General features: G+C 69.2%; 15 protein-coding genes. 11 read left to right on the forward strand and 4 right to left on the reverse strand.

The window, feature by feature from the left end; genetic code table 11:
- Positions 1-2: 2 nt before the first annotated feature.
- Both KF689_06060 and truA read right to left on the reverse strand, forming a co-directional pair.
- Positions 3-668, reverse strand: coding sequence for a hypothetical protein (locus KF689_06060; GenBank protein ID MBX3132934.1), 666 nt, complete (start codon positions 666-668; stop codon positions 3-5).
- Positions 669-1,463, reverse strand: a complete 795-nt coding sequence (gene truA, locus KF689_06065; GenBank protein MBX3132935.1) for a tRNA pseudouridine(38-40) synthase TruA — start codon at positions 1,461-1,463, stop codon at positions 669-671.
- Between the two features lie 96 nt (positions 1,464-1,559).
- Between truA and KF689_06070 the strand changes: the two genes are divergently transcribed.
- Positions 1,560-2,852, forward strand: a complete 1,293-nt coding sequence (locus KF689_06070; protein MBX3132936.1) for a GAF domain-containing protein — start codon at positions 1,560-1,562, stop codon at positions 2,850-2,852.
- Positions 2,849-3,883 (forward strand): anthranilate phosphoribosyltransferase, encoded by a 1,035-nt coding sequence (gene trpD / locus KF689_06075; protein ID MBX3132937.1) that lies wholly within the window; start codon positions 2,849-2,851, stop codon positions 3,881-3,883. The genes KF689_06070 and trpD overlap by 4 nt, the downstream gene beginning before the upstream one ends.
- Positions 3,884-3,891: 8 nt before the next feature.
- Here trpD and lexA read toward each other — a convergent pair whose 3' ends face one another.
- Positions 3,892-4,500: a transcriptional repressor LexA gene (gene lexA, locus KF689_06080; protein MBX3132938.1), complete on the reverse strand. Its 609-nt coding sequence runs from the start codon at positions 4,498-4,500 to the stop codon at positions 3,892-3,894.
- Positions 4,501-4,627: 127 nt separating this feature from the next.
- Between lexA and KF689_06085 the strand changes: the two genes are divergently transcribed.
- The 9 genes from KF689_06085 to KF689_06125 are packed head-to-tail and all read left to right on the forward strand — an operon-like array spanning position 4,628 to position 14,364.
- Positions 4,628-5,425 (forward strand): indole-3-glycerol-phosphate synthase, encoded by a 798-nt coding sequence (locus KF689_06085; GenBank protein ID MBX3132939.1) that lies wholly within the window; start codon positions 4,628-4,630, stop codon positions 5,423-5,425.
- Positions 5,418-6,077, forward strand: coding sequence for a phosphoribosylanthranilate isomerase (locus KF689_06090; GenBank protein MBX3132940.1), 660 nt, complete (start codon positions 5,418-5,420; stop codon positions 6,075-6,077). Before KF689_06085 ends, KF689_06090 begins: the two co-directional genes overlap by 8 nt.
- A complete protein-coding gene (gene trpB / locus KF689_06095) occupies positions 6,074-7,270 on the forward strand; it encodes a tryptophan synthase subunit beta (GenBank protein MBX3132941.1) in 1,197 nt (398 codons plus the stop codon). Before KF689_06090 ends, trpB begins: the two co-directional genes overlap by 4 nt.
- On the forward strand, positions 7,267-9,051 hold the full coding sequence (locus KF689_06100) for a HEAT repeat domain-containing protein (protein ID MBX3132942.1): 1,785 nt from the start codon (positions 7,267-7,269) through the stop codon (positions 9,049-9,051). Before trpB ends, KF689_06100 begins: the two co-directional genes overlap by 4 nt.
- On the forward strand, positions 9,048-10,541 hold the full coding sequence (locus KF689_06105; GenBank protein MBX3132943.1) for an HD-GYP domain-containing protein: 1,494 nt from the start codon (positions 9,048-9,050) through the stop codon (positions 10,539-10,541). The genes KF689_06100 and KF689_06105 overlap by 4 nt, the downstream gene beginning before the upstream one ends.
- Positions 10,542-10,545: 4 nt before the next feature.
- Entirely contained in the window at positions 10,546-11,322 is a 777-nt protein-coding gene (trpA, locus tag KF689_06110) for a tryptophan synthase subunit alpha (GenBank protein MBX3132944.1), read from the forward strand.
- Entirely contained in the window at positions 11,322-13,394 is a 2,073-nt protein-coding gene (locus KF689_06115) for a hypothetical protein (GenBank protein ID MBX3132945.1), read from the forward strand. Before trpA ends, KF689_06115 begins: the two co-directional genes overlap by 1 nt.
- On the forward strand, positions 13,391-13,927 hold the full coding sequence (locus KF689_06120; protein MBX3132946.1) for a hypothetical protein: 537 nt from the start codon (positions 13,391-13,393) through the stop codon (positions 13,925-13,927). The genes KF689_06115 and KF689_06120 overlap by 4 nt, the downstream gene beginning before the upstream one ends.
- Positions 13,927-14,364 (forward strand): LytR C-terminal domain-containing protein, encoded by a 438-nt coding sequence (locus KF689_06125; GenBank protein MBX3132947.1) that lies wholly within the window; start codon positions 13,927-13,929, stop codon positions 14,362-14,364. Before KF689_06120 ends, KF689_06125 begins: the two co-directional genes overlap by 1 nt.
- Here the strand turns inward: KF689_06125 and rlmN are convergent.
- Positions 14,293-15,366: a 23S rRNA (adenine(2503)-C(2))-methyltransferase RlmN gene (gene rlmN, locus KF689_06130; protein ID MBX3132948.1), complete on the reverse strand. Its 1,074-nt coding sequence runs from the start codon at positions 15,364-15,366 to the stop codon at positions 14,293-14,295. The two genes, KF689_06125 and rlmN, sit on opposite strands and share 72 nt — an antisense overlap.
- Positions 15,367-15,422: the final 56 nt, after the last annotated feature.

A 15,422-nucleotide genomic window follows, 5' to 3' on the forward strand; every position in this document is an offset into this window, starting at 1 on the left:
GCTCACTTGCTGCGGCGCGGTCGCGCGCGCCGGCTGACGTCCACCAAGAAGCGATCGATCCCGCGATCGGTGAGCGGATGCTGCAGGAAGGATCGCAGCGCGGCAGGGCTCACGACGGCCGCGTCGGCGCCGGCGCCCGCCAACTCGGCGAAGCGTGCCGCGTTCGCCGGGCCGGCCACGACCACGTCGCAGTCCACCGCGGAGCGGGCGAAGGCATCGTGGAGGGCGGCGACCGTCGCGTCGGCGCGCTCGCCGACCGCCTCCATCGCGTCCACCGGCACGACGACCATCGCCGCGCCGGCCTTGGCCGCGAGCAGACCCTGTGCGACGGAGTGCACCAGCGTCGCCGCCACGCGCACGCCGTCGGTGGCGAGGCGGCGGATGGCGGGCAGCGCGTCTTCGACGAACGGGACAGCGACGATCACGTGCTCGTTGAGGCGGCGCAGGTCCTTGCCGCCGCGGACGATGGCGTCCGCCTCGAGCGAGCCCACGGAAGCGAAGACCGGCCGCGTCGTCTGCTCGGCCAGTTCGGCGAGGATCTCGCGCGGGTCCGCCTGCGGGAGTTCGGCCGACACCACGGCCGGCGTGGCGACGATGCCGTCGAGCAGTCCGGCCGCTTCGGCCCAACTGATCTCCGTGTGGTTCACGCTGGCGAGATAGAGACGCATCTACGCGGGCTGCGGGTCGAGGTAGAGGTGCGGCGGATACTCCACGTGCTCGAGGCAGAGCCCCGCCGGCGGCGCGGGCGGGGAGACCTCGTCGTTCACCGTGGCCTGCAGGAGCGCCGCAAACTCCTCGCGCGGGCGCGCCCCGCTGGCCACGGCCAGCATCGTCCCCACGAGAAACCGCACCATATGGTGCAGGAAGCGGTTGGCGGCGACGTCGAACACCAGCTGCCGGACGTCGTCGCGCGAAACCGCGCGCCAACGGGCCAGCCGGACCTCGCAGACGTGATCGTCGGTCTCCGGCGCCGTCCCGCGCACCGCGAAGCCGAAGAACGCGTACCGTCCCACGAGTCGCTCCGCACACCAGTCGAGTGCGGCACGGTCGAGGTCCCGATCCCAGGGAAGCTCCCAGCGCCGCCGAAACGGCGAGCCGGCTTCCGCATCGAGTCCCACCGTGTAGCTGTAGCGCCGACCGGTCGCATCGAAGCGGGCGTGGAATCCGGCGTGCATCTCGTGCGCCGCAGCGACCCAGACATCGCCGTCGAGCTGCTCGTTCAGCACCCGGCGCAACTTCGGGGCCGTCCAGTGCGCCGGGACCGTGATCCCCGCTGCCTGTCCCCGCGCGTGCACGCCTGCATCGGTCCGCCCCGCTCCGGTCACCCGCACCGGTCCCGCGCACAGCCGCTCCAACACTCGTTCCAGCTCTCCCTGCACGGTCCGCTGCCCGGGTTGCACCTGCCAGCCGGCGAAGGCCGCGCCGTCGTAGTGCAGGACCAACTGCAGGGTGCGTTCCGCCATCGGGAGAAAGCTAACCCGTAGCAGGTAGCTCCTTCAAGGAACGCACGTGCGCGCGATTGACACGGTTTCGCCGTCCGGCGAAGCTTCGCCTCTCCGATGCTCGCCCGCACACTCCCCGCACTCGCGCACGCCCTTGGCGCCGCCGCCAACGCCGACGACGCGCTGGTGCGGTTGGCCGAGGCCCTGGCCGAGTCCGACCGCGAGACGGCCCTGGCCGCGTTGCGTGTCGATGCCCGCAGCGGCCTGATCCGGGAGCGGCTGCGGGCCGTGGACGGGCGAGTCGAGCGCGTGCCGATGGAGACCAACGTCGAGCAACTGCCCGCGAGCGTGCTCCGCGCGGTCCAGGAGGGCGGTGCATTCGTCGAAGTGGCTGAAGACGAAGCCGCCTACGCTCGCCTGCTCAAACTGCCCGAGCCGGAAGCCGGCGGCTCGCTGTTGCTGCGAGGGGTGCGCCACGAGCGCCAACTGATCGGCATTCTGGCGGTGGTCGAGCCGAAGCGGGTGTTCGGCACGAAGGTCACGGAACGCCTGGGGCCCCTGGCGGCGCTCTATGATCTCGCCGTGGCGCGTTTCGCCGAGCACGACGCCCGCGCCGAGGCCGTCCGGACGCTCGAGGCAGTGACGCAGCGCGTCCACCAGGACTATATGCAGCGCCTCGGCGAACTCGAGGAGCGTCTGGAGCGCCAGACCAGCGAGTTCGAGGCGGAGAGCGCCTCCGCGCGGCTCGCGCGGGAGCGCGAGGAGGCCAGACGCGCCGAGGAGCAGCGACGCTCGGCCCGCCAGTTGACCGTGCTCGAGCAGCAACTGACGGCGAGCATCGGCCAGTTGGAGCAGGCGCACGTGGAACTGCACCGGCGGTCGGAGGCGTTACGGCAACGGACGCGCACCCTGTTCCTGCTCGACAAGGTGCTGAGCCTGGCCAGCGCGACGGCTGCTCCCCGTCCGCTCGTCGACGGTCTCCTGACGCTGCTCGGTGACGATATGCAGGCGCTGCGTTGCTCGATCTTCCTTCGCGTGCCCGGCGCCGCGACGCTGTATCTGGCGGCGGCGCGCGGGCTCGCGCCCCACGTGCGGCTTGGCCACACCATCAAGGTCGGAGAGGGCATCGCCGGGCGCGTGGCGCAGTCGCGCGAGCCGATGCTGGTCGTGGACGTGCAGGAGGCTGCCGGCCACCCGCTGCTCAAGGACGAATACCTGACGACCGGCTCGTTCATCTCCTTCCCGCTCGTGCGGCACGACGAACTGATCGGCGTGGTGAATCTCACGAATCGCGCCCAACGCGGGCTGTTCGTCGAAGAAGACGTCGAGCGCGTCCGCCTGCTCGGCCTCGTGATTTCGCTCGTGGCCACGGAGGCGCAGTTGTCGCAGCGCCTCGCGGGTGCCGCGTGACCAGTCCTGTGCTGCAGCAGGTGCTCCGGCAGCTCGTCGCGGGGGAGACGCTCAGTGCCGCCGCCGCCGCAGCCGCCTTCGATGCCGTGATGAGCGGCGAGGGGTCGGCTGCCCAGATGGCTGCGCTGCTGATGGGCCTTCGGGTGCGTGGCGAGCGCGCGAGCGAGGTCGCCGGTGCGGCGCGTGCGCTGCGCACGGCGATGACGAAGCTCGTCGCGGATGCTCCGGACTCGCTCGTGGACACCTGCGGCACTGGCGGTGGCAGCGTGACGACGTTCAACATCTCGACGGCGGCGGCGATTCTCGCCGCCGGCGCCGGTGTGCGCGTGGCGAAGCACGGCAACCGCTCCTTCACGTCGAAGTCCGGCAGCGCCGACGTGCTAGAGGCGCTGGGCGTGCCGATCGACCTGCCCGTGAACCGGATGGGAGAGGTGCTCGAGGAAGCTGGCATCGTCTTTATGTTTGCGCCTACGATGCACCCCGCGATGCGCCACGTCGGTCCGGTGCGGCGCGAAATGGGCATCCAGACGGTGATGAACCTCGTCGGGCCGTTGGCGAACCCGGCGATGGCGGGCCGGCAGGTGATCGGCGTAGCAGATCCGGCGCGTCTCGAGCTCATCGCCGGTGCGCTGCTCGAACTGGGGACGGTCCACTCGTTGGTCGTGCACGGCGCGCCCGGAATCGATGAGGTCTCGCCGCTCGGGCCCACCACCATCCTTGAGATTCGTGACGGTGCGGTGCGACGCTCCGAGTTCTCGCTCGAGCAGGTCGGGCTCGCGCCGGCTGGCCAGGCGGACCTGGCAGGCGGCGAACCGGCACAGAACGCCGCGGTCGTCGAGCGAGTCCTGCTCGGCAAGGGTCCGCCGGGTGCAGAGGCGGCAGTGGTCCTCAACGCCGGCGCGGCCATCTACGTGGCCGGAAAGGCCGAGGGCCTCGCGGCCGGCGTGACGCTGGCGCGCGAAGCCCTCAAGGCTGGGGCGGGGTGGGACGCGCTCGGCCGCCTGCGTCGCGCGACAGCGTCCCGGCGCTGAGGCGCCGCCTAGTAGCGCCGCATCACGCCGACGACGATCCCCTTCACCTGGACGTCTTCCTGCCGCACGTAAATCGGCTCCATCGTGGCGTTTGCCGGCTGCAGTCGCACGCGGCCGTCCTTTTCCCGATAGAAGCGTTTCACGGTGGCGCCGGCATCCTCGAGCATCGCGATGACCATCTCGCCGTTGTCGGCGGTGGGGCGGTCGTGGACCACGACGTAGTCGCCGTCGCTGATCTGGTCCTCGATCATCGAGTCACCGCGGACCCGCAGCACATAGTGGTCGCCGGCGCGGCGGACGAAGGCGTCCGGCACCGCGATCGTCTCGCTGGACTCGAACGCCTCGAGCGGCAACCCGGCGGCGACGCTACCGCGGATCGGCAGTTCGATGGCCTTGGGGAAGACCTCGCTCGGCAGGATCTCGATTGCCCGGGACTCGTTGAACGATTTTCGGATGTAGCCCTTGCGATCCAAGTTGGACAGGTGCTCGTGCACCGTGGCCAACGAGTTATAGTTGAACGCCTCGGCGATTTCCTCGAAGCTCGGCGCAAAACCGTGTTCCGAGGTGTAGCTCTGGAGATAGTCGAGAATCCGACGTTGGACCTTGGTGAGCGCCATCGCAATCGCCCCTGTGCGGGTGGGTGGGAAGTCGCGGGCCGGGAACCCGTCGTGGGAAAGACGCCCGAATACGACCCGAAGTAACGGTATCCGAACATTGCCCGAAGCACAAGCCGCCCGTCCGTGGGTGCCTCCTCGGGGGCCCCTGGGAGAACTCACGGCCCAGTCGCGCCTTCGCGCCCGGGAGAGTGCGCTGGCTCGCGCGGAGCTGGAGATGCTGCTGCAGGGCACGCCGCCGGCCCCCGACTTCGCTGCTGCGCTCCGACGGCCGACGGTCACGGTCATCGCCGAGCTGAAGCGCAGTTCGCCATCGAAGGGAACGCTCGATGCCACCCTCGACGCGTCAGCCCGTGTGCGCGCGTACGCCGACGGCGGCGCGGCGGCGCTTTCCGTCCTCACGGAGCCGAGCCGCTTCGGCGGCAGCTTGAGCGACCTGCGCGATGCCCGCGCGGCAGTGTCGGTTCCGCTGCTGCGAAAGGACTTCATCACCGCGGTCGTCCAGTTGATGGAGGCGCGTGCGTACGGGGCGTCGGCGGCGCTGTTGATTGCGCGTGCCCTCGCGCCGGAGGAATTGGCCGAGCTGGCTGCGGCGGCCACGGCGTACGGCCTGACGCCGCTGATCGAGGTGCGTGATGAGGCCGAGCTGGCGCGCGCCGTCGCCGTCGAGGGTGCGGTCATCGGCGTCAACAACCGCGACCTCGAGACGCTGGTCATCGAGCCCGAGGTCGGGGCGCGGCTCATTCCGCAGGTGCCGCCGGGCCGAATCGCCGTGTACGAGAGCGGCGTCACCGACCGTGCCGGCGTCGACCGTGCGGCGGCGCTCGGAGCGGACGCGGTGTTGGTCGGTTCGGTGCTGTCTGTGTCCACGGATGCGACGGCAGCGGTGGCGGCCCTGGCGTCGGTGCCGCGGCAGGCACGTGATTGACATCAAGTTCTGCGGCCTCACGCGGCCCGAGGATACCGAACTGGCCGTGGCGTTGGGTGCGGCCTACGTCGGAGTAATCTTCGCCGGTGGTCCCCGCGAACTGACGCCCGCCCGCGCCGCCGAAGTCCTCGCACCGACATCCGGAGCGCCGACGAAACGCGTCGGCGTGGTGGCGGCGCAGCCGGTGGATGAGTTGCTCGCGATTGCCGAGCGGGCGCAGTTGGACGTCCTGCAACTATCCTATGGCGCAGACACAGCACAGCGGATAGGATTGCGGAGTCGGTTCGGCGGGGCGCTGTGGGGCGTGACTCACGTGCGTCCTGATGCCGCGCGTCCGGACACCGATCCGGCGTTGTGGGTGGCCGACGGATTGACTGGAATCGTGCTGGACACTGCGGTCGCTGGCAGGTTGGGCGGCACCGGTGTGGCACTCGACTGGGCGGCGGTGGCGCCCGAGGTGCAGCGGTTGCGGGGGCTGGGGCAGGTCGTGCTGGCCGGTGGACTGAAGCCGGAGAACGTCGAGCAGGCGGTGCGCGCGGCGGCACCGGATGTGGTGGATGTCTCGTCGGGCGTCGAACGTGCGCCCGGAATCAAGGACCCTGACCGTATGCGCGCCTTCGTGGCGGCGGTGCGCAGAACCGAGGTGCGATGACGCCGGTGACGACGGATCGGTTTGGCGCTTTCGGGGGACGGTATGTTCCCGAGACGCTCGTGCCGGCCCTCGACCAGCTCGAGCAGGCGCTGTCCGAGGCCTTGGCCGATCCGTCTTTCACGCGCGAACTCACGCACCTGCTGGAGACCTACGTCGGGCGCCCGTCGATTCTTACCGAGGCGCCGCGCTTCAGTGAACGCATCGGGGTGCCGGTCTGGCTGAAGCGCGAAGACCTGAACCACACCGGTGCGCACAAGATCAACAACGCGCTTGCCCAGGCCCTGCTCGCGCAACGGATGGGCAAGCGGCGCATCATCGCCGAGACCGGGGCGGGGCAACACGGCGTCGCCACGGCCACCGTCTGCGCGCGCCTCGGCCTCGAGTGCGTCGTGTATATGGGCGAAGAGGATATGCGGCGCCAGCAGCTGAACGTGTTCCGGATGCGGCTGATGGGCGCGACGGTCGTGCCCGTCACGGCCGGCACGCGCACGCTGAAGGACGCGACCAGCGAGGCCATCCGCGACTGGGTCGCCACCTGCGAGGACTCGCACTACATCATCGGCTCCGTCGTAGGTCCGGCGCCGTACCCGCGGATGGTTCGGGACTTCCAGGCGATCATCGGTCGCGAGGCCCGCGCGCAGATGCTGCAGCGGGCCGGCCGGCTCCCGAGCCACGTCGTGGCCTGCGTCGGCGGCGGCTCCAACGCGATGGGCATCTTCCACACCTTTGTCGACGACGCGTCCGTGCGCCTCATCGGCGTGGAGGCGGCCGGCGAGGGCCTTGGGACTGAGCGCCATTCGGCGTCGCTCACCAAGGGCGTGCCGGGCGTACTGCACGGCACCTTGAGCTACTTGCTGCAGGACGCGGACGGGCAGGTGCATCCGGCGCATTCGATTTCCGCCGGGCTCGATTACCCCGGCGTCGGTCCTGAGCATTCGTTCCTGCGCGACAGCGGGCGTGCCGAGTATGTCGCCGTCACCGATGACGCCGCGCTGCGGGGCTTCGAAATGCTCGGCCGGCTCGAAGGCATCATCCCCGCGCTGGAGACCTCGCACGCGGTGGCGTGGCTGGCCGAGCAGGCCGGACGCTTCGACGCGGACGACTGCGTGCTGCTTTGCGTGAGCGGGCGCGGGGATAAGGATGTCGCCCAGGTCGCGGAGTTGTTGGCCGGGCGCGACGGAGGGCAGGCGTGACGCAAGCCAGCGCCCCCGAGGAAGCCCTCGAGGCCCCGCCCATCGCTCCGGCGGTTGTCGAGGACGCATTCCGAATCTTCGACAAAGCCATCAAGGCACACCAACTGTACCTGCCGAACAACCCGACCCACCAGAAGGCGATGGCGGCTGCGAAAGCAGCCATCGCGCCGCTCTGGCAGCATATGGGCGCGTTGGTGTTGCAGGTGACGGACACCGACCTCAAATGGTACGGTGTCGCGGTCAACTCGCATCCGGAGAAGGGCGGCGACTCCCTCCCGTGGCTGCTCTTCAAGGATGGGTTGCGCGAACTGATGCTGCTCCCGGGCTTCGAGGACGAGGAGATGGAGCGCTTCCTCGCTATCATCCCGAAGGTGCGTCACGCACAGGCCCACCAGGATGACCTGCTCACGCTGCTGTGGGAGCAGGACTTCCAGTGCCTGAAGTACCGCTACATCGAGCTTGCCGACCCGTCGGCGCCGCTGGATCCGGATGCCGCGCCGGGGCGCTGGCCGGCGCCTGCCGGCAGAGCTTTCGAACCCCCGACGCGGGCCATCGCCGAGGTCAGGGCGGGGATTGACGAAGGGCAGGAGGAGGCAGGGCCCGGAGAAGCCGGCGACGGTGCCAAGCCACCGCGGCCCGCCGGCATCGTGTCGATGGACGACTTCGACTCAACGCTGTACTTCCTCGACCCGAACGAAGTTGAGTACCTGCGACAGGAGACCGAACGCGAGTACGCGCTCGACCTGCGCAAGCTCGTGCTGCAGGCGCTTCTCGACATCTTCGAGTTGCAGGTGGATCCACTCGTGCGCGAAGAGGTCGCCGGCGACCTCGAAGCGCTGGTGATCCATATGCTGGCCGCCGGCCAGTTCTCGAACGTGGCCTACCTGCTCAAGGAACTCGAAGGCGCGATGCAGCGCGCTCGTGAGGTGCGTCCGCAGGAACGTGAGCGCTTGGGCAAGTTGGCGGACCGACTCAGCCACCCCGATGCGCTGAATCAAATGATCCAGGCGCTGGAGGAGTCCAGCCGCTTGCCGGCCAAGGAAGATCTCGCACAGCTCTTTGCGCAACTGAAGCCGACGGCGCTGGGCACCATCCTTGATCATATTGACCGTTCGCAGAACGTCGAGTTGCGTCCGCTACTCGAGTCCAGCGCCGAGCGACTCGCGCAGTCCAACACGACCGAACTCGTGCGCCTCGTGAAGGACGCCAAGACCTCGGTGGCCCGCGAAGCCATCCGGCGTGCCGGCGCGATGCGCACCGCCGCAGCGGTCCCGTCGCTTGGCGAGGTCCTGGAGAGCGGGGCGGAGCGTCCGATTCGTACCGCCTGCGTCACCGCGTTGATGGATATCGGGACGCCCGGCGCACTCTCGGCGCTCGAGGCCGCGCTGACGGATCCCGAACGCGAGATCCGCCTCACCGTTATCCGCGCCCTGACGGCGCGCACGCATCGGCCGGCGTTGCAGAAGGTGCAAGCCATCGTCACGTCGGGCGCGACCAAGGATATGGACCGCACCGAGCGCATCGCACTGTTTGAGTACTACGGGACCATCGCCGGCGACGGCGCCATCCCGACGTTGGATCCGATCCTCAATCCGAAGACGGGCATCTTCGCCAAGAAAGAGGAGCCGGAGTTGCGCGCGTGTGCCGCCATCGCGCTGGGGCGCATTAACTCCGACGCCAGCCGCACCACGCTGCAGAAGGCCGCGAACGACAAGGATGTGGTGGTGCGCAACGCCGTCGCCCGCGCACTGCGCGGGCCCTCGCCCGGAGGTGCCGCGTGACCGAGACGCCATCCGGCGGACGGCAAGGCGTCGTCGCACGCAATACCCAGGCCCTGACGGCCACCGGCCTCGGCGAGGGTACGGTCCGCCGCATCGGGCGCACCTGGGTGACCGCGTTCTATGTGGCGCTACGCAACCTCAAGATGTACCCGATCGAGAACGCGGTGGTGCAGAAGGGGCTCGAAGACCTCACCAAGCTCTCGGCCGAGCTCATCGACGGCGATGGCGAGTGCGAATTTCGGCTGGCCGGGGAATTCCTGTTCCTCAACGCCACGCGGATGAAGCTCGACCTCGACAACTACACGAGCTTCTCGTTCCTGCTCAATCGTTGCCGTGATGCCGGTGTCGGTGTGCTGCGCTTCTCGGATCGCCCGACCGTGCGCGACTGGACGGTGCTGCTGTCCTTCCTGATCAACCCGCAGGGCAAGGGCGCGGGTGAGCGCTTCGAGCTCCTCAACGCACGGCTCACCGAGACCAAGGTCACCGTCTTCGAGCTCGGCCCCCCGCCGGACAGCGACGACAACCCCGCCGACGAGGGCGAGTCGAAGGAGCGTGCCAAGCGCACCTACCAGCAGTCAGTGACGACGACGAAGGAAGTGCTGAATTCGGTGCGGATGGGGCAGAGCCCCAACGTCAAGAAGATCAAGCGCGTGGTGCAGGGCATCGTCGACCAGATTCTCAGTGACGAGTCCTCGCTGGTGGGCCTGACGACCATCCGCGACTACGACGACTATACGTTCACCCACTGCGTGAACGTGGCGATCTTCTCGATTGCGCTCGGGCGTCGTCTCGGCCTCACGCGCCTGCAGCTCTACGACCTCGGCTTCACGGCGCTGTTCCACGACATCGGCAAGTCCCGTGTCCCGATCGACGTCATCCAGAAGCCCGACGCGCTCGACGAAGAAGAGTGGCGCCTCGTGATGGCCCATCCTTGGCTCGGCGTGTTGGCGCTGTTCCAGTTGCGCGAGCATTCGGAGTTCCCATACCGCTCGATGCTCGTCGCGTACCAGCACCATATGAAGCGCGATCTCACCGGGTATCCGCGGTCGCTGCGCATCGCTGAGATGAGTTTCTATAGCAAGATCGTCGCGGTAGCGGACGGCTTCGATGCCGCGACGTCGCGCCGCGTGTACACCACGCAGCCGTTGAGTCCGGCAGAGGTCCTGCGGGAGATGCGCGATAACCCGCGGCGCGGGATGGATCCCGTCGTCGTGAAGGCCTTCGTCGCCTTGCTCGGCATCTATCCGGTGGGCTCGCTCGTGGTGCTCGACTCCTTCGAACTCGCCATCGTGCACGCCGTCAACCCGATTCCCGAAATGGTCTCGCGGCCCATCGTGCGCGTCATCAGCGACGACCTCGGCAACGTTGAGCATCCGGGGCGGCTGGTGGACCTCGCCGAGAAGAACGAGGCTGGCACGTTCGCGAAGTCCATCATCAAGACGGCGGATCCCGACCGGTACGGCATCCGTGTCGGCGACTACTTCGTCTGAGCCCGTGCTGACCGAACGCTTCCAGGCGCTGCGCGCCGATGGGCGCCGTGCGCTCGTCTGCTACGTGACGGCCGGCCATCCCAATCCGGACGAGTCGGTGCGGTTCATCCGTGAACTGCCGGCCGCTGGCGCCGACGTCATCGAAGTCGGCGTCCCGTTTTCCGACCCACTGGCGGATGGTCCCGTCATCCAGGGTAGCTCGCAGAAGGCGCTCGTCCAAGGCGTCACTTTTGAGGGGACATTGGCCATCATCGCCGAGGCCAAGCCCGCTGTGCCGGTGGTGCTCTTCAGCTATCTCAACCCGCTGATTGCAGCCGGGCCGGACGCGCTCACGCGCGCGGCGGCTGCGGGCGTCAGTGGCGTGCTCGTCACCGACCTGCCGGTCGGGGCCGATCCCGAGCGCGAGGCCTGGCTCGGGGGCGGGCCGCTCGAGTTCGTGCGCCTCGCCGCGCCCACGACGCCCCGCGAGCGGATGGCCGAAGTCGCGACGCACGGCCGCGGCTTCGTGTATCTCATCAGCCGACTCGGCGTGACCGGGATGCACCAGGGGGTGGCCAGTTCGCTGCCGGAGAGCGTGGCTCGCCTACGTGCGGTGTGCGACCTGCCCATCTGCGTGGGCTTCGGTATCTCGACGCCGGCACAAGCACGCGCGGTGGCCGCGCTCGCTGACGGCGTCGTGGTAGGCTCCGCGTTGGTGAAGACCGCCGACGAACGCGGCGTCGAGGCCGCGCTCGCGTTGGTGCGCGCGATGCGCGCGGCGATGGACGGGGACGACGGCTGATGCGGGCCATCGGCGTCTACCGCGCGATAACGCCGCCGCTCGGCACGGCAGCCGTCGTGCTCGCGTGCCTGCTCGACGACGGGTGGCTTCGCCACCCGTGGGTGACCGTGGGGTTGGTGCTCGCGGCTGCGGGGGCACGTCGCTTCCACTTGCCGATCACCAAGTTCACGTTCGTCGGCGTCCTCGGGATGGTCGCGGTGGGCGGCAGCCTGCTGGTGGGCCCAGCCGCGGCCGCACTCGGTGTCGCGCTGGGAGTTGCGCTGGCCGACGGCGTCTGGCTGGGGCGCGGCGCGTTGCCGGCGTGGATCAATGCGTCGCGCGAGGCGTTGGCGCTCGGCTCAGCCTACGGCTGGTTCGCGTGGGTACGGGGGGCGATGCATACGGGCGGCGAAGGCCTGCTCGCCGATGCGCCCGCCATCGGCGTGTTCGTCGTCGTGCACTTCGCCCTGAGCCGCACCCTGCAGTACCTATCGCTCATCGTGCGCAACAAACTTTCCGCCGACGAGGCCAGCCTCATCCTGCGCTACGAAGTCATCGGGCTCGGCGCGAGTAGCTTCGTGCTGGCGGTGATGCTCGCGGCCATTATGTCGCTCGAGCCGATGGGCGTGGTCGTCGTGGCGGTGATGCTGGGCTTCGCGGGTCTGCTCCTCAAGCGGATCCTCGAGGAAAGCATCGCGGCCGAGGAGCTCAATACCGTGCTCGCGATGGAGGCGGCGGTGTCCGCCGACGCGTCGCTGGGCACGGCGATTGAGCGCCTTGAGCGGATGGCGCATCGCCTGCTCGAATGGAAGGAACTGCGGTTGCTGCGTTGGGACGGACGCGAGGCCAGGGTGCTGTACCGTACCGGGAGGGGCGTGCTCGACCCTACGGAGCCGGCGCCGCGAGATGGCGCCACGTTGCGCAGCGAGGCATTGACCACCGGTGTGCTGCTCTTGCTGCCCGACGCCAATCGCGATCCGCGCGTCGAGCGACCGCTTGCGGGCGCCGCCTCGCGTGCCGTCGCGCCACTGACTTTCGGTGACCGCTTGATCGGTCTGCTGGAGCTCGACACACCGAAACGTGGCGCCTACGGCAACAAGGAGGGCCTGCTGCTGAAGCGCGTCGCGCAGCAGATGGCGACCACGATCCATCTGATGGACCTGCGCGCTCCGCTGGTGGCCACCGTCGAGCGCCTGGCCGACGAGGTGACGCGCCTAACGGAATCGGCACGTACCCTGCGCGGTGGCGGCGATGCCGTGGTGCGCGCAGTTGCAGAGATCGAACACGGCCTGGTGGAAGAGTCGGAGCAGTTGCGGCACGGACTGGACGCAATGCGCGCACTGGGCGACCGCACGCGGGCCGTCGCGTCGGACGCGACAGCCGCGCACACCGGTACCAAGGACGCGAGCGCCGCAGCGGCCGAGAACCGAGCGGCCGTGGAGGGGGCGTTGCAGCAACTCCTCGACGCCAAGGGCTTCACCGCCGAAAGTACGGCGCGCGTCGGCACGCTCGCGCAGACGATGCGCGAGGTCACGGGCTTCATCGCGGTGATCCGCGAGCTTGCGGTGCAGACCAACCTGCTCGCACTCAACGCGGCAATCGAGGCGGCCCGGGCCGGACACGAGGGCAGGGGGTTCGCTGTCGTGGCCGACGAGGTACGCGCGTTGGCCGACGAGAGTGGCCAGGCCGCCGACGCGGCGCAACGCGCGCTGCAGGACTTCGAGGCGCAAATGCGCCAGACGGCGGAACTGATGGGCCGTGGCGAGCATCTCGTCGGGGACGCCGAAGCGCGTAGCGCCGGCTCGCGCGAGGCGCTCGGGCGCATCGTGGACGGTACCGCTGAGGCGGCCGTGCACGCAGCGCGCATCGCCAGTTCGGCCGAGGACCAGCGCCGCGAGGTAGAGCGGATGCGCGAACGGCTCACGCGGCTCGAAGGCATCGTCGCGCGCAACCGCAGCGGGCTGCACAGCGTGAGTGGGGCGGCGGCCGAACAAGCCGAGGCGCTACGTGACCTTGAACAGGCAACGACTGCCTTGCGCGATGTGGTCGGCGGCCTCACGGTGTTGACACAGCGCGTGACGAGGACGGGATGAGCGCGGGCATAATGCCGCCGTGGGCGGAAGTCGGCGAGAAGCGCCTGGCGCACATCGCGCGAGTGACGGCCTTGCTGGATCGCTGGGCGGCACAGTTGCATCTCGACGCCGCCGAGGCGCAGGCCTGGCACGACGCAGGGCGCTGGCACGATGCCCTGCGCGATGCGTCACCCGAGACGCTGCGCGCGCTGGCGGACGATCCGACGCGTCCGGTGGAGACGCTGCACGGCCCGGCCGCCGCGACGCGCCTCGAGCGGGACGGCGAGCAGCGCAGCGAAGTGCTTGAGGCCATCCGCTGGCATACCGTCGGCTACGCGGGCTGGAGAAGGGTGGGACGCGCGTTGTATATGGCGGACTTCCTCGAACCGGGCCGGCAGTTCGCGCGCGCGGACCGTGCCTTCCTTGCGGACCATCTGGTGCACGACTTCGATGGCGTGTTCCGCCAAGTGCTGCGAATGCGCATCGAGTGGATCGTGCGCGAGGGGAAGTCACTGTTCCCCGAGACGGTCACCCTCTGGAACCAGGTTCGCTGATGCGCGTGCGCGGCCGCTGGGTGCTCGTGGTCGTCGCGTTAGCGGTCAGCGGGTATGTCGCGTGGACGCAGATTCGCAGGCCGGGCGGATCGGCGGGGGCGCTCCCTCGGGTGGCGGCGCTCGAGCGCATCGTGCCCGACAGTGTGCGCATCAAGATCGAAGTCCTGAATGCCAGCGACATCCGCGGTCTCGCGCGGCGGGGCACCGCGATGCTGCGCGACCTCGGCTTCGATGTGGTCAGCAGCGGCAACGCCCCCGAACAGCTCGACTCGACAGTCGTGTGGGTTCGCTCGGGTCGGATGGACTGGGGCGAGCTCGCCGCCGAGGCCTTGGGCGGGGCGCGCGTCGAGGCGCGCCCGGACTCCTCACGCTACCTCGATCTCACGATCCTGCTCGGGCGTTCCTGGCGGCCGCCGGCGGAGGCGTTCTACCCGTAGCTGTCCGCAGGCCGCCGCGATGTCCATTCCGCGGCTCTTCCGGATGGCCACTTCGACCCCGCGCTCGCGGATGCGCCGCGCGAACTTGGCGATGGCTTCCGGCGTCGTCGGCGTGAAGCCCATCGCCCCGCCGGGATGCAGCGGAATCAGGTTCACGAACGCGCCGCAGTCGCGCGCCAGCTTCGCCAGTTGGTCGGCGTGTTCGGGGCGGTCATTCACGCCCCCGAGCATCACGTACTCGAAGGTCACGCGCCGGTCGAACTCCGCTGCCGCGCGGATGACGTCGGCGAGCGGATACTTGATGTTCACCGGCATCAGTTCGCCGCGCAGCGCATCGCTCGGCGCGTGGATCGACAGCGCCAGCCGGAACTGTTCCTTGCGCTGACTGAGGGCGACGATGCCCGGCAACACGCCCACCGTGGAGACGGTGATATGCCGTGCCCCGATGCCGAAGCCCTTCGGGTCGTTGAGGATGGTGAGCACGTGCTCGACCGCCTTCCAGTTCATCAGCGGTTCGCCCATCCCCATAAAGACGATGTTCGTGGCCCGGAGCGGGGGATCGAGCAGCGCCAGCTCACGCACCTGTCCGGCGATCTCGCTCACGCTGAGGTGGCGGGCGAAGCCCATCGCGCCGGTGGCGCAGAACGCGCATTGGAGGGCGCAGCCGACCTGCGACGAGATGCAAAACGTCATCCGGTCGCCGTCCGGGATGGCGACGGTCTCGACGCTTTGGCCGTCGGCGAGCTGGAAGAGGAACTTCCGCGTGCCATCCACGGACGTCTGCTGCGTCGCCAAGGCGAGGCGCGGCAGCGTGAAGTGCTGGGCGAGCAGTTCCCGGAAGGCCTTGGGCAGGTCGGTCATCTGGTCGAAGCCCGCGACCGGCTTCTGCCAGAGGTGCGGTACGACCTGGCTCCCGCGGAAAGGCTTCTCGCCGTGGGCCGTGGCGAACTCCCGGAGGGTGCGTTCGGCGTCGGCAGGGGCCAAGTCAAGCAAATTCAGCATCTTGCAGAGTACCGGGAACGAGGGGGTCGCGCAACGGGCCTCGGCTTCCACCAAGT

It is taken from the genome of Gemmatimonadaceae bacterium, assembly GCA_019637355.1.
GTDB lineage: Bacteria > Gemmatimonadota > Gemmatimonadetes > Gemmatimonadales > Gemmatimonadaceae > Pseudogemmatithrix.